Source organism: Oceanithermus desulfurans, assembly GCF_014201675.1.
GTDB classification, from domain to species: Bacteria; Deinococcota; Deinococci; order Deinococcales; family Marinithermaceae; genus Oceanithermus; species Oceanithermus desulfurans.
In genome coordinates this window covers 62870-75796 of sequence record NZ_JACHEZ010000002.1, presented here as the reverse complement: position 1 = coordinate 75796, position 12927 = coordinate 62870, and the positions used below count along the sequence as shown (strand labels likewise).

Genomic DNA, 12927 nt, shown 5'->3' with positions numbered 1-12927 from the left:
AGGATCACGATGAAACGGACCCGCTTGTTTACCCTGCTCCTGGCCCTCACGGCCGCGCTGGCCCTGGCCCAGCCCGAGTTCTCCGGAAGCTTCCAGACGGGCTTCGGCCTGCGTACCCAGGACCTGGCCCTCGCGCTCGACCGCACCCGGTTCGACCTGGGGGTGCGCTACGACCTTGACGACGCCGCCTTCACCGGCGAGCTGCGCTTCGCCTACGACGCGCTTACCCGCACGCCCGAGTTCACCCTGGGCGAGGCCTACGCCACCCTCTTCCTGCCGAGCGTGGACCTGAGCGCGGGGCGCGAGGTCGTCGCCTGGGGGCGGCTCGACCTGCTGAGCCCCCTCGACGTGCTCAACCCGCGCGACCTCAGCCGCCCGCTGGACCAGGCGAAGCTGCCGGTGGGCATGGTCCACGCGACGGCCTACCCCGACGCCGAGGGGCGCTACCAGCTCGAGGCCGTCTGGATCCCGCTCTTCACCCCCAGCAAGCCGCCCGCGGGCGCGTGGGCGCCGCCCCAGACGCTGCCGCCCGGCGTCACCCAGGTGCGGGTGGAGGAGCCGCAGGCGGAGCTTTCCAGCGGCACCTTCGGCCTGCGGGCGACGGCCAGCCTCGACGTGCTCGAGGGGCTCGACCTGGGCGGTCAGGTCGTCTACGGTTACTTCCCCTTCCCGAGCCCGCAGGGCGTGGAGCCGGTGGACCCGGCCCAGCCCGCCGGCCCCTTCCGCCTGGTGCTGGGCTACGACCGCCGCACCCTCGTGGGAGCGGACTTCGCGCTGGCCTTCTCGATCCCCGGCGTCGCCGAGGGGCTGGTGCTGCGCGGCGAGGCGGCCTACGCCCTTACCGCCGACCCGGACGGGGCGGACCCCAACGTCCAGAACCCCTACGCCGAGGGGGGGCTGGCCCTCGAGTACGCCTGGAGCGACGGCCCCACCACGGTGCTGGCCTACGACCTCCGTTGGGCTAAGGCCGACGCGCCCGCCGCGGACGTCTGGACCCAGACGCTGGGCTTGATGGCCCGCTACGAGTACGACGAGCGCCTCACCCTGCAGGGGGCGTGGCTGCACACGATCTCCGACGGCTCGGGCCTCGTGCGGCCGGGGCTCGAGTACGCCTTCGCCGACGGCGTGACCGGACGCCTGAGCGCGGCCTTCTTCTACGGCGCGGACGCCACCCGCTTCGGGGTGTGGCGGAACAACGGCGAGCTGCGCACCGAGCTCGAGTACAGCTTCTGAACGAACCCCACCCCGCGCGCGCCCGCGGCCGCGGGCGCGCGCCTTCGTGGCCGCAGGCGGCGGCCGGCGGGTAGAATGCGCCCATGCCGCAGAGCGTCACCTGCCCGCTCGACTGCCCCGACCGCTGCCGCCTGCTGGTGACCGTGGAAAAGGGGCGGGTCGTCCGCGTGAGCGGAGACCCCGACCACCCCACCACCCGCGGCTTCGCCTGCGTCAAGACGAACCGCTGGGGCGAGCGCCAGCACCACCCCGACCGCCCTCTCTACCCGATGCGGCGGGTGGGGCCCAAGGGCGCGGGCCGCTTCGAGCGCGCGAGCTGGGACGAGGCGCTGGACGCCATCGCCGAAAGGCTGAAACGGGTGCTGGACGAGCACGGTGGCGAGGCCGTGGCCCGCTACCACTACGCCGGCACCACCGGGCTGAACGAAGGGCGGCGGCCGGTGGCCTTCTTCCGCGCCATCGGCGCCTGCGAGCTCGACGAGACGATCTGCGCCAGCGCCGGCGGCGAGGCCTGGGAGCTGGCCTACGGCCCCCACAAGACCGGGACCGACCCCGAGAACGTGGGCGGCGCCGGGTTCGTCGTGCTCTGGGGTTCGAACCCGCTTTCCACCAACGCCCACCTGGTGCCCTTCCTGAAGGAGGCCCGTAAGCGGGGGGCCGAGATCTGGCACGTCGACCCCTACGAAAACCGCACCAGCCGCTTCGCAGATCGCCACCTGAAGCTCCGCCCCGGCAGCGACGCCGCCCTCGCCTACGCGGTGGCGCGGGTGCTCTTCGAGGAAGGGCTGGTGGACTGGGGCTACGTGAACGCCCACACCGAGGGGGTGGAGGCCTTCCGCGCCGCGGCTGAGCGCTGGACGCCGGAGCGGGCCGCGGAGGTGACGGGCCTCGAGCCCGCGAACATTCTCGAGCTGGCGCGCCGCTTCGGCCGCGCCCGGCCGGGGTTCGTCCGCGTCGGCTACGGGATGACCCGGCAGCCGGGGGGCGCGGACGCGCTGCGGGCGGTGATCCTGCTGCCGGCGCTCACCGGCGCCTGGAAGCACCCGGCGGGCGGGGCGCTGCTCAGCACCAGCGGCGGCTTCCGGCTCGCCGGCGAGCGGCTCGAGGGCGGCCACTGGCTGAGGCGCGCCAGCGGCCCGGCGGGCTACTTCCGCCCCGACCCCGGGGTGCGCACGGTCAACCAAAGCGAGTTCGCCAGCGCCCTCACCCGCTGGGACCCGCCGATCCGGATGCTCTTCGTCTTCAACGCCAACCCCGCGGTCAGCACCCCCGACTCGGCGCGGGTGCGGGCGGGCCTGGCGCGCGAGGATTTGTTCACGGTGGTGCTGGAAAACGCCCTCAGCGAGACCGCCCGCTACGCCGACTGGCTGCTGCCGGCCACCACCTTTCTGGAGCACCCCGACCTCTACACCAGCTACGGCACCTACTGGCTCCACTGGAACGAAGCGGTCATGGAACCTGCGGGCGAGGCGCGGCCCAACACCTGGGTCTTCGCCGAGCTGGCGCGGCGGCTGGGGCTCGAAGCTCCCGAGCTCTACTGGAGCGCGGAGGAGGCGGCGCGGGCGGCGCTGGACGGGGCCGGCCACCCCTACCTGGCGAACATCACCTTCAAGAAGCTGCGGGCCGCCGGAAGCCTCAAGCTGAACCTGCCCCGGCCCTTCGCCCCCCACGCCGAGGGAGCGAACACCCCCAGCGGCCGGGTGCGCTTCGGTCCGCCGCCCCAGGTGACCGCCCCCGCGACCACGGAGGCCTTCCCCTACCTGCTGATGACCCCGCCGGCCCACCACTTTCTGGGCACGATCTATGCTCCGCTCGAGCGCCTGCGCGCCGCCGAAGGGGGCGAGCCGGTGGTCTGGATCCACCCCCACGACGCCGCGCGCGAAGGGCTCGCGGACGGGGCCTACGCGACGCTCGCGAGCGAGGCGGGGCGGGTGCGGCGGCGCGTGCACGTCACCGAACGGGTGCAGCCCGGGGTGCTGGTCATGGAGGGCACCTGGCCCGCAGGCGCCGCGCCCGACGGCGAGCCCGCCAACACCCTGACGCCGGAGCGGCTTACCGACCGGGGGCGGCAGGCGGTGTTTCACGCTACGGCCGTGAGCCTGCGCGCGGTGGAGTAGAATGCGCCTAGCCATGCGCCGCGCCCTCGCGTTCCTGCCCCTGCTGCTCGTCCTGGCCGCCTGCAGCCAGCCCAAGCCGCTGGCGCCCGAGCTGGTGGAGCTGCTGGAGCGCATCAACCAAGTGCGCGCCGCCGGTGTGACCTGCCACAAGGACGGCGCCGACAACGACATGCCGCCCGTGGGCCCGCTGCGGGCGAACACCCAGCTCAACTGGGCCGCCCAGCGGCACGCGGAGGACATGGACGCCGCCGACCAGCTCAGCCACACCACACCGGTGGGGGCGGTGCACTTCGGCCCCGGTACGGATCCGGGGGAACGCATCGCCCAGTCGGGCTACCTGGCCGCCGCCTGGGGCGAGAACATCGCCTGGGGCTACACCACCGCCGAGGAGGTGCTGAACGGCTGGCTGGCCAGTACGGCCGGCCACTGCGAGGGCCTCATGAACGGCAACTACCAGGACGCCGGGCTGGGGCGCAGCGGCAACTACTGGGTGCTCGACATGGCCCGGCCCCAGTAGCGCTAGACTGACCCTATGGAAACCAAGGTCGCGCTGGTCACGGGTTCGAACCGCGGCATCGGCTTCGAGGTGGTGCGCAAGCTCGCGCGCCGCGGCTACCGGGTGGCGCTGGCGGCGCGGCGCCGCGCCGCGGCCGAGGAGGCGGCCTCCAAGCTCACGGCCGAGGGGCTCGACGTCTGGCCGCTCGAGCTGGACGTCAGCGACGACGCCAGCGTGCAGGAGGCGCGCCGGCTCGCCGAGGAGCACCTGGGCCGGCTCGACGCGCTGGTCAACAACGCCGGCGTGCTCCTGGACGAGGACCGCCGCCTGCCGGGGCTCGAGCTTCCCGTAGCGGCCGTCCGTGCGACCTTCGAGGTCAACACCTTCGGCCCCCTGCGCGTCACCCAGGCCTTCGCGCCGCTGCTCCTGCGGCAGGGCGGCAACGTCGTCAACGTCTCCTCGGTCATGGGCCAGCTCGCCTCGGCGGGCCCCGGCTACCTGGCCTACCGCAGCTCCAAGGCGGCGCTCAACATGGTCACCCGGGTGCTGGCCGCCGAGCTCGCGCCCCACGGCGTGCGCGTCAACGCCGTGCACCCCGGCTGGATCCGCACCCGCATGGGCGGCCCCGAAGCTCCCGGCCGCCCCGAGGAGGGGGCCGAGCCCATCGTGGCGCTGGCCACGTTGGGCCCCGACGGCCCCAGCGGCGGTTTCTTCGGCCCCGACCTCGAGCGGCTCGAGTGGTAGCCCGGGCCTAGTCGTCGCCTCCGGGCCCGTCGTGGCAGTCGTAGCAGCCGACCTGATGGCCGCGGTCGAAGCTCTTGGTGCCGTGCTCGACCTGGAAGGTGCGCGCGCTCCATACCGCCGAAAGCGGTGATCCCCGGTAGTCCCGGCCGTGGCAGCTCTGACAGCGGCCGGTGTCGTGCTCGGCGACGTCGCCGTGTTCGTCGACCCACCAGTCGCTGACCGCGTGCATGCCGTGCGGACCCTCGTCCGCCGTGCGGGGCGGTTCGGCGTGGCAGGAGGCGCATTCCGCCACCGTGCCGGCGTGGCCCTGGATGCTCTGGCTGAGCAGGTTGTCGGCCTCGTGGGCGGGATAAACGGCGTGGGTGGCTCCGTGGCAGGCCTCGCACTGAAGTCCGCCGTGGCCCTTGCTGAACCGGTAGAGGCTGTACCCGCTGGCGGGCACGTTGCCGTTGGTGGCGAAGCGGGTGTCGCTGACCTGGCGAAGGCGGCCGGTGGCGGGATCGATCGCCGAGGTTTCGCGCAGGCCGTCGTGGTGGCAGGCCTGGCAGTTGGGTTCGTCGAGCCAGCCCTCGCGCGCTTCGTCGCCCACCGCTTTCATGGGGCCGTGGCAGCTCTGGCACTGCATCTTCTGGCTGCCGTCGGGGTTCTTGGCGTCGCCCATCGCGCCGCGCAGGCAGGCGGTCACCGCCCCCGGGTGGCAGGCGTAGCAGGTTTCGCGGTTGTTTGCGTCGTTGAGCTTCATGCCGTTGCGGGGGTCGACCACGTCCGCGTGCTTCTTGTGGATGGCGTTGGTGAAGGGCTTGATGCCCAGGCCCACGCCCGGCAGCGCATTCGATTGGTGGCAGGCGGCGCAGAGCACCGGGGTGCCGCCCCGGGCCGTGGCCTCGAGCCCGGCAGGGTCGTAGGCGTAGCCGAGGTTATCGAGCGCATCCTGGCGGTCCCTCACGGCGTCCGCGTGCTTCTCGTCGTGCAGTCGCAGGATGTTCAAACGGTAGTCCTTTTCAGGGTTCGGATCCCGGACCCAACCGCCCTTGGGTTTGGCGTCGTCGCGACGGGCGTCGCTGCCGTGGCACAGGCGGCAGTCCATCTCGTCGCTGACGGGCAGCACCACGTTGGCGCTGACCAGCACTTCGCCGCTCGAGGCGTCGCGCGCCACCACCTTGACCAGCGGGTAGAAGTTCTTGCTGCCGTCGTCGTTGTACGGCGTGAGGGGAATGCCCTCAGCCTCCCACCAGCCCCAGGCGGCGTTGAACTCGAGTTCGGCGGGCCGGCCGGAGGGCGTGGGATGCCCCTTGAGGCCGGTGTCGGGCGGCAGGGCGACCCCGAAAAAGGCCGCGGCGTGGTCCCAGAAGTTGGTTTTCCCGGCGCTGTAGGTGTTGATCTGACCGTCCGTGCCCGTGGTGGCCTCGTACGTGATCACGACCCCCGACGTCACCAGCGAGCCGTTCTTGCGTTTGAGCTGGGCGTGCAGGTTGTTGTAGGGCGGTAGGATCGAAAAAACCGCGTAGTCGCTGTCCATGCAGTGCATGCCCAGGTCGTTCCAGGCCGTGAGAACGTATCCCTGCTGGGGTGGGTTGTCGGGAGGGCCGCCGCCGGGCGGAGGGTTGGGGTTGTTGCCGCCTCCGCCACCTCCGTCACCCGGGGCTTCGGGGTTGCAGGCGAACAAGAGCACGGCCGAGAGCAGCCACAAGAGCCGCCATTTTCCACGCATGCCACGCCTCCTTTCAAAACATCGCGGCAGGTTACCAGGCTGAGGTTAACGCGAGGTAAACGGCGGATCCGGTCGGTGCCGGCTTCTAGCGGGTGCTCGGCCTGAGCCCGTGGCTGCGGGCCTTCGATCCGAAGGCTCGCTCGACGGGGCGGGGCGGCACGGTTGCGGGCACCGCAAGGGGCGCCCGCGAGGTTGCCATCCCGCGCACCGGCGCCTCAAAGGGCCGGGCGGCCCTTGACGGCGACTAGTCCTCCTCCGTCTCCGCTGCCGGCTCTGCGCGGCGCAGCCCCGCGCGCCACTCGAGCCCCGCCCAGATCAGATCGTCCAGGTCGCCGTCGAGCACCTTGTCGGGGTCGTGGCGCATCAGGCCGGTGCGGTGGTCCTTGACGTACTGCTTGTCGAGGACGTAGCTGCGGATCTGGCTGCCCCACTCGATGGCCTTTTGCTCGCCACGCAGCTTGGCCATCTCCTCCTGGCGCTTCTGCCACTCGCGTTCGAAAAGGCGGCTTTTCAGCACCTTCATGGCCAGCTCCTTGTTCTTGTGCTGGCTGCGTGTGGCCTGGCTGGTGACGATGATGCCGGTGGGCAGGTGGACGATGCGCACCGCGCTGTCGGTGGTGTTCACCCCCTGGCCGCCGTGGCCCTGGGCGCGGAAGACGTCGATGCGCAGGTCCTCGGGCTTGATCTCGATCTCCACGGTGTCGTCCACCTCGGGGCTCACCTCCACCGAGGCGAAGCTGGTGTGGCGGCGGCCGGTGGAGTCGAAGGGGCTGGGTCGGACCAGTCGGTGCACGCCGCGCTCGGCCGAGAGCAGCCCGTAGGCGTTCTCGCCCCGCACGATCAGCTCGGCCGAGTCGATGCCGGCCTCGGGGCCGGGGGTTACGTCCACCAGCTCCACCTTGAAGCCGTGGCGTTCCGCCCAGCGGGTGTACATCCGCAGCAGCATCTCGGCCCAGTCCATCGCCTCGGTGCCGCCGGCGCCGGGTTTGATGGTCAGAATGGCGTTCTTGTCGGCGTGCTCGAAGCCGAGCAGGGTCTGATGGTAGAGGTCTTCGAGCTTCTTCGCGGCCTCTTCCAGCTCAGGCTCCAGCCCCTCGCGGTCTTCCGCAGAAGCCTCGTCCCAGAGCTCGATCAGACTTTCGAGGTCGCCCGAGAGCTGCTCGTACTCCTCCACTATCTTCTTTAGCCGCGCCGCTTCCTGCGTCAGCTTTTGCGCCGCGGCCGGGTCGTTCCAGAGGTCTTCCTTGCTCAGTTCGCGTTCGAGTTCCGCAAGCCGCGCCTTCTTGCCGGCGATGTCAAAGATACCCCCGAAGGGCGTCGAGTTTCTGCTTCAGTTCACGTGCGTCCATGGCCCCTTACTCTAGCAAGTTTCCGCGCGTTCGTCACCCGCCCAGCGCCCGGGCGAGCCACACCACCTCGGCCCCGGGGGCGTGCCGCAATATTGGTACGATGATGAAAAGGAACTTACCTATGCCCAGATTGTGCCACAAGAACCCAGCCCGCTAGAGCCCGGCGATCGAGGGTCGCGCTTATCGCTGCCGCGCAGCGTGCAGCGCTAGCGTGGATCGCGCTAGGGGAAGAGGGAGTCTATACGTAAACCTCAGTTAAACGTAAAACGGTTGCGCTAATGCGCAACCGAGAGGGCAGGAAAAATGAAAACACCTTTGTGCGTCCCAAGGGTTCTTCTATTGGGATCGAGTTTCCTCGGCGGCCTTTCGGGTTCCGTCGTGCAGTTCGTCTTCGCGTGGGCTTCCAGCCAGTACGGTGCCGTCGCACTTGGTGGGACGTTGCTTGCCGGGATGCTTCCTTCTTTGCTGCTCACCTTTGTGGGCGGCGTCTTTGCGGACCGGAACGACGCTCGCCGCATGCTGTTTGCGGGTGCGGTGGTGAGCGCCGTCGTCCTGTTTACGACGACTTGGTGGCACGCCGTTGCTCCTGCCGCTGTCGTTTTCATGGTGTCCAACTTTGCGCTCTCGGTGACGGGTGCCGTATTCGGAGGATCGTCCTATGTGATACCCGCCGCGCTGTTTCCTAAAGACGAGCTCGTTCGTATCAACGCGAACCTAAGTCTGGCCGACGACGCCGCTTACCTGGTAGGACCGTTGCTGGCAGCTGCGATTTTTCTAGCCACGGGGGTGGTGGGCTCGCTGTTGTTCGCCGCAGCCGTTGGCTTGGTTGCGGGTGCATGGTTGCTTGCCTTGCCTCCTGTACCCCGCTCGGAGGCCACCGAGGCTTTGAACCTGAAGTTCGTAGCAGCCGGATTCGTTTACATCAGCAAAACCGCGAGCACTATGCGCCTGGTGCTTTTCTTTGCCACTACCAACGTGCTTGCAGCGGCGTTTCAAGTAGCTAGCCCCTTCTTTGCGGATGCGTTGGGGGGAGCTCAGGCCTACGCGCTGTTGCTTTCGGCCATGAATCTGGGAATGACCGCTTCGAACCTCGCGCTTTCGGCGGTTCCAATACGAGCGAGTGAAAAGCTGATCTTTGCTAGCGGCCTATTCCAAGGGCTCGCCCTGGCTGCTTTGGGGCGCAGCCGTTCGTTACCAGGAGCCGTAGTATTTGGGGCTGTTCACGACGCAATGGCCAACATGAGTTCGACGGTTTTCATTTCGTACCTGCAGGCCAAGGTGCCCGAGGCGCTCTTGGGCCGTGTCTTTGCCGCCGTAAACACGCTGGCCATGCTGCTGACGCCGCTTGGTTTTGCGTCGGCGCCTTGGTTGATCGCCCGGCTGGGTGCAGCCACGTCCGTCGTGGCTTTGGGGTTGGTTTCGGCGGCCGTCGCGGCCATCTTCTGCGGGTTGCGCGGGTGCTTGGCGAAGGAAAGCTAAGCATCGTGTGCTGCCGATCGTAAATCCCGGGGTTGCATGGTGTAGAATCTATCTGAGGAAGGAAGCAGATTGAGGGGTTCTATGCTCGAGGTTCGTGCGGTCGTGAAGCGCCGCGCCTGGCGGCACCCCGTCTCCCTCGCGGTCGAAAAGGGGGAGCACGTGGCCATCGTCGGCAGGAACGGCAGCGGAAAGAGCACGCTCCTGCAGACCATGATTGGTGTGTTGCAGCCCGATGCGGGACGGGTGCGGCTGTTGGGCCGCGACCCCTACCGCAGCCCGCAGGTGCGCCGGCGGGTGGCCGTGGCCTTCCAGGACATTTCCCTGGATTCCAGTTATCCGGTTCGGCGCACACTGGGTTTGCACGCAGCGCTTTTCCGCGTTCCCCGCAAACGTATCGGCGAGCTGGTGGATCGCTTCGAGGTTCCGCTCGACGCCACGCCCTTTCACATGTCGGGCGGCAGCAGAAGCGCGCCGAGCTGGTTAAGGCGCTGATGCAGGACGCCGACGTTTATTTTTTCGACGAGCCTACCGCCGGCCTCGACCGCTCGGGGATCGAGCTGCTCGAAACTGAACTGAAGCGGTTGCGCGACCGAACCGCAACCGTCGTTATCGTCACCCACGACCGCGAACTCCTATCCATGGTGGATCGGGTGGTCGATTTCGACGAGCTCAAAGAAAGGAGCGCGCTAATGGCGGGAGAAGTGCAGAAGCTGGAGCTGGAGTTGAGCACCTGGAAGCCGGAGCTCGACGCCAAGATCAAGGCCATCCGATCCGTAATCGGCTACGAGGTCGAGCCCAACCCCGAAGTTTTGAAGCGGTTGGGCATCCCGCCGGAGCTCTTCAAGGGCGTGGTTTTCGTGGAGGACGAAGTCGCAAGCGCCGGCCTGCCCGAAGCCGGGGCGGGCGGGGGTGTGCCGATCTCAATGGAGGCCCTGTTCGAGCGTTGCCGCCTGCGGCTGGAGACCAGCGACAACAAGGGGGTGCTGCCCGAGCTGCTGAAGCTGCTGGTGGAGCACGACGTGCAGGTGCTCGGGGTTTCGGAGGAGGCCTAGTACGGCGTGCCGCTACATGAGCTGCTGATTGTCGCCCGTTACGAAGCAGGCAGCGCCGTACGGCGGTGGGAGCTTTGGTTGCCGTACATGTTTTCGGCCACGCTTGGGCTGTTCATGGTGTCGCTAGGGTTCGGTGCCTTTGGTGGAAAAGCGGCGCAGCGGTTCTTCGTGCTGGGTTGGGTTCCCTTTTCCACCGTCACCGCCGCCAGCCTGGGGACCATCACCGTGGTGCTCGGCCTTTCGCACCAACCGCTGCGCTACTGGCTCAGTCTGCCGCTTTCGGTGCGGCAGGTGGTGGCCGTCAAGCTGGTCATGGGCGTAACCATGGGGCTGATCGTCGCTGCGGCCACGTTGGCGTTTTCGGTCGTCTGGATATTGCGCAGCCTGGCGCTGCTCAACTCCGTGACCGCCCTGGTGCTGTTTCTGCTCACCGTCGCCACCAGCGGCTTGCTGGCGGCGCTCTCGATCCTGGTGCGCGACATCACCAAGATGTCGATCCTGACCATCCTCATAAGCTCTATCTTGCAGTACCTCAGCAGCGTTTATGTGCCCATGGATAGCCTGGATCCCTGGTTGCGCGCGCTGCTGCTCGTCAACCCCGTCACCCTGGCGAGCGAAGTGCTGCGGACTGGCGATGCGGCCTTGCTCGCGGCGCTGGCGGCGGAGGCGTCGCTGTTCTTTGTGGCCGGGGTCTACGTGCTGGCGCTGCGGGTGCGGACTCAGCTCGAATGAGCCAGCGCCCGGGCCAGCCGCACCACCTCGGCCCCCAGTTCGTGCAGGCGCCGGGCCTGCTCCGCGTCGGTCAGGCGCCCGGCGGCGTCGAAGAGCTTTTCCGCCTCGGGCAGGGCCACCTGCTGGGGTACCACGTAGGCGTGCAGCTGGCGCAGCACGATGCGCAGCACGTGGGCGGTGGTGACGGGGCTGACCCGGCCCCCGGCCACGGTGACGAGGCCCGCGGCCTTGCCGCGGAAGTGGCGGCCCGTCAGGTGGTCGAGGGCGTTCTTGAGGACGCCGCTGGGTCCGCCGTGGTACTCGGGGGAGGCGAGGACGAAGGCGTCGGCCGCTTCGGCGGCCGCCTGCAGGCGGGCGACGGCCGCACGGTTCGCCGCCGTGTAGCGGGCTTGATCGTCGTCGTAGAGGGGCAGATCGAGCTCGCGCAGGTCGAGCAGCTCGGTTTCGGCGCCGGCCGCGGCGGCGCCCTCGAGCGCCAGCGTCAGCGCGGCGCGCGCGGTGCTGGCCGCGCGCAGGCTTCCGGAAATTCCCAGGACGTTCACAGGGAACATTATGCGCGCGCCCGCGCCGAGCCCGGGTAGCCCGCCCTACCTTCGCCCCAGGGGCACGCCCCCCAGGAACCCGAGCACGATCAGCACCCATCCCAGGGGAAAGGGCTTGACCAGTGCGCCGATCGCCAGGGCTCCCAGAAGGAGCCCGCCCAAGACGCGAAAGCGCCCCCAGCTTCGTCCGGCGAGGTAGCCCAGCACCAGCGGCAGGGCCCACAGGGCAAGGCGTAGCAGCGCCGCGGCGCCAGGGGTCATGCTGCTCAGTCTAGCCGAACCGGGCAAGGGCAGGAATGTGATTCGCATTACCTAAACACAACGGAATTCACCGCTGCCATCGGAAAAACGTGGGCCAAATGCCCTTGAGCTCGGATGCGGAATATACGTAGAATACCTCGTGTAGGTATAACTTTTGCAGCGGAGGTGAAGCACATGTTCAAGCGAATTAGCATCCTGGTAGGAGCCCTCGCCCTGGCCGCGCTGGCGCCCATGGCGCTGGCGGTCAAGCCCGTCACCATCAAGTTCTCCTTCGTCACCACGTTGAACACGCCCAAGGGCAAGGCGGCCCAGGCCTTCAAAGAGTACGTGGAGAAGGCATCGGGCGGGGCCATGAAGGTCGAGCTCTACCCCTCGAGCCAGCTGTATAAAGATAACGCAGAAGGCCTGAACGCGCTTATTTTCAACAACATCCAGCTGCTCGTTCCCTCGGCCACCAAGCTGAAGGGCTACAACCCGGCCTTCCAGTTCGTGGACATGCCCTACCTGTTCCGCGACAACGACCACTTCAAGAAGTTCACCCAGTCGGATGCGGCGCAGAAGCTGCTGACCAGCCTTGAAAAGGCCGGGTTGGTGGGCCTGGGCTTCTGGCCCAACGGCTTCAAGCACTTCACCGCCAACAAGCCGCTGCGCCGTCCCGCGGACTTCAAGGGGCTGAAGTTCCGCACCCAGACCTCGGGCGTGCTCGAGGCGCAGATGAAGGCGCTGGGTGCCACCGCCGTGCCGCTGGCCTTCTCCGAGGTTTACCAGGCGTTGCAGCAGGGCGTGGTGGACGGCCAGGAGAACACCCTGTCGAACATCTACACCCAGCGTTACTACGAGGTGCAGAAGTACCTCTCGCTTACGGGCCACGGCCGCCTCGACTACGTGGTGATCACCAACAAGATCTTCCTCAACAGCCTTGACCCCGAGCAGAAGAAGATCTTCATGGACGGCATCGCCCACGCCAACGACGTGGCCTTCGAAGAGGCCGTCAAGCTCAACGCCGATGCACTGGCCAAGCTGAGCGAGCTTATGGAGGTCGTCAAGCTCTCGGACGAGGACCGCGCGGCCATGGAAGCGGCCATGAAGCCCGTCTACGACGAGTATGGGCCCAAGGTGGGCTGGGATCTGATCAACGCCATCAAGGCGCTCAAGTAGCCCGCGGTCCCCAGGTCTTGGAATGCTCGCCGGGGGGCCCGCCCCCCGGCGCT

General features: G+C 68.4%; 13 protein-coding genes. 9 read left to right on the top strand and 4 right to left on the bottom strand.

Going from position 1 to position 12927, the window contains the following annotated elements:
- Positions 1 to 9 precede the first annotated feature (9 nt).
- The 4 genes from HNQ05_RS02725 (at position 10) to HNQ05_RS02710 (ending at position 4590) form a co-directional block, all read left to right on the top strand.
- Positions 10 to 1233 carry a hypothetical protein gene (locus HNQ05_RS02725; RefSeq protein ID WP_147145714.1) on the top strand — a complete coding sequence of 408 codons (1224 nt, stop codon included), beginning with the start codon at positions 10 to 12 and terminating at the stop codon, positions 1231 to 1233.
- A gap of 83 nt (positions 1234 to 1316) precedes the next feature.
- A complete protein-coding gene (locus HNQ05_RS02720) occupies positions 1317 to 3350 on the top strand; it encodes a molybdopterin-containing oxidoreductase family protein (protein WP_147145716.1) in 2034 nt (677 codons plus the stop codon).
- A 13-nt stretch (positions 3351 to 3363) separates the two neighbouring features.
- Positions 3364 to 3867 carry a CAP domain-containing protein gene (locus tag HNQ05_RS02715; RefSeq protein ID WP_183677567.1) on the top strand — a complete coding sequence of 168 codons (504 nt, stop codon included), beginning with the start codon at positions 3364 to 3366 and terminating at the stop codon, positions 3865 to 3867.
- A gap of 15 nt (positions 3868 to 3882) precedes the next feature.
- A complete protein-coding gene (locus tag HNQ05_RS02710) occupies positions 3883 to 4590 on the top strand; it encodes an SDR family NAD(P)-dependent oxidoreductase (protein WP_147145719.1) in 708 nt (235 codons plus the stop codon).
- 7 nt (positions 4591 to 4597) lie between these two features.
- Here HNQ05_RS02710 and HNQ05_RS02705 read toward each other — a convergent pair whose 3' ends face one another.
- The gene (locus HNQ05_RS02705) at positions 4598 to 6301 is read right to left on the bottom strand and encodes a multiheme c-type cytochrome (protein WP_221266718.1); all 1704 of its coding nucleotides are present in this window, start codon (positions 6299 to 6301) and stop codon (positions 4598 to 4600) included.
- Positions 6302 to 6545: 244 nt separating this feature from the next.
- Positions 6546 to 7650 (bottom strand): peptide chain release factor 2 gene (gene prfB, locus HNQ05_RS02700; protein WP_147145721.1). Its coding sequence is split into 2 segments (ribosomal slippage): positions 6546 to 7598 and positions 7600 to 7650, totalling 1104 coding nucleotides; the frame shifts between segments, so codons are not numbered across the junction.
- A 303-nt stretch (positions 7651 to 7953) separates the two neighbouring features.
- Between prfB and HNQ05_RS02695 the strand changes: the two genes are divergently transcribed.
- From HNQ05_RS02695 to HNQ05_RS02680, 4 genes are all read left to right on the top strand, one after another.
- Complete coding sequence (locus tag HNQ05_RS02695) at positions 7954 to 9129, top strand: MFS transporter (RefSeq protein WP_147145722.1); 1176 nt, start codon at positions 7954 to 7956, stop codon at positions 9127 to 9129.
- A gap of 81 nt (positions 9130 to 9210) precedes the next feature.
- Positions 9211 to 9621, top strand: coding sequence for an ATP-binding cassette domain-containing protein (locus tag HNQ05_RS02690; protein ID WP_147145724.1), 411 nt, complete (start codon positions 9211 to 9213; stop codon positions 9619 to 9621).
- Positions 9621 to 10181, top strand: coding sequence for a P-loop NTPase family protein (locus HNQ05_RS02685; protein ID WP_147145726.1), 561 nt, complete (start codon positions 9621 to 9623; stop codon positions 10179 to 10181). Before HNQ05_RS02690 ends, HNQ05_RS02685 begins: the two co-directional genes overlap by 1 nt.
- Positions 10182 to 10187: 6 nt before the next feature.
- Positions 10188 to 10913 carry an ABC transporter permease gene (locus tag HNQ05_RS02680; protein WP_147145728.1) on the top strand — a complete coding sequence of 242 codons (726 nt, stop codon included), beginning with the start codon at positions 10188 to 10190 and terminating at the stop codon, positions 10911 to 10913.
- On the opposite strand, the gene HNQ05_RS02675 is transcribed toward HNQ05_RS02680, so the two are convergent.
- A complete protein-coding gene (locus tag HNQ05_RS02675) occupies positions 10901 to 11455 on the bottom strand; it encodes an NADPH-dependent FMN reductase (protein ID WP_183677563.1) in 555 nt (184 codons plus the stop codon). The genes HNQ05_RS02680 and HNQ05_RS02675 overlap by 13 nt on opposite strands.
- Positions 11456 to 11500: 45 nt before the next feature.
- Positions 11501 to 11716 (bottom strand): hypothetical protein, encoded by a 216-nt coding sequence (locus tag HNQ05_RS02670; RefSeq protein WP_147145732.1) that lies wholly within the window; start codon positions 11714 to 11716, stop codon positions 11501 to 11503.
- A 174-nt stretch (positions 11717 to 11890) separates the two neighbouring features.
- Between HNQ05_RS02670 and HNQ05_RS02665 the strand changes: the two genes are divergently transcribed.
- Positions 11891 to 12874 (top strand): TRAP transporter substrate-binding protein, encoded by a 984-nt coding sequence (locus HNQ05_RS02665; RefSeq protein ID WP_147145733.1) that lies wholly within the window; start codon positions 11891 to 11893, stop codon positions 12872 to 12874.
- The last annotated feature ends 53 nt before the right edge of the window (positions 12875 to 12927 follow it).

Coding starts and splice junctions, on each gene's coding strand:
- HNQ05_RS02690 (WP_147145724.1), top strand. CDS start 9,211: ATGCTCGAGGTTCGTGCGGTCGTGAAGCGCCGCGCCTGGCGGCACCCC.
- HNQ05_RS02705 (WP_221266718.1), bottom strand. CDS start 6,301: ATGCGTGGAAAATGGCGGCTCTTGTGGCTGCTCTCGGCCGTGCTCTTG.
- HNQ05_RS02685 (WP_147145726.1), top strand. CDS start 9,621: ATGCAGGACGCCGACGTTTATTTTTTCGACGAGCCTACCGCCGGCCTC.
- HNQ05_RS02715 (WP_183677567.1), top strand. CDS start 3,364: ATGCGCCGCGCCCTCGCGTTCCTGCCCCTGCTGCTCGTCCTGGCCGCC.
- HNQ05_RS02720 (WP_147145716.1), top strand. CDS start 1,317: ATGCCGCAGAGCGTCACCTGCCCGCTCGACTGCCCCGACCGCTGCCGC.
- HNQ05_RS02725 (WP_147145714.1), top strand. CDS start 10: ATGAAACGGACCCGCTTGTTTACCCTGCTCCTGGCCCTCACGGCCGCG.
- HNQ05_RS02695 (WP_147145722.1), top strand. CDS start 7,954: ATGAAAACACCTTTGTGCGTCCCAAGGGTTCTTCTATTGGGATCGAGT.
- HNQ05_RS02665 (WP_147145733.1), top strand. CDS start 11,891: ATGTTCAAGCGAATTAGCATCCTGGTAGGAGCCCTCGCCCTGGCCGCG.
- HNQ05_RS02670 (WP_147145732.1), bottom strand. CDS start 11,716: ATGACCCCTGGCGCCGCGGCGCTGCTACGCCTTGCCCTGTGGGCCCTG.
- HNQ05_RS02710 (WP_147145719.1), top strand. CDS start 3,883: ATGGAAACCAAGGTCGCGCTGGTCACGGGTTCGAACCGCGGCATCGGC.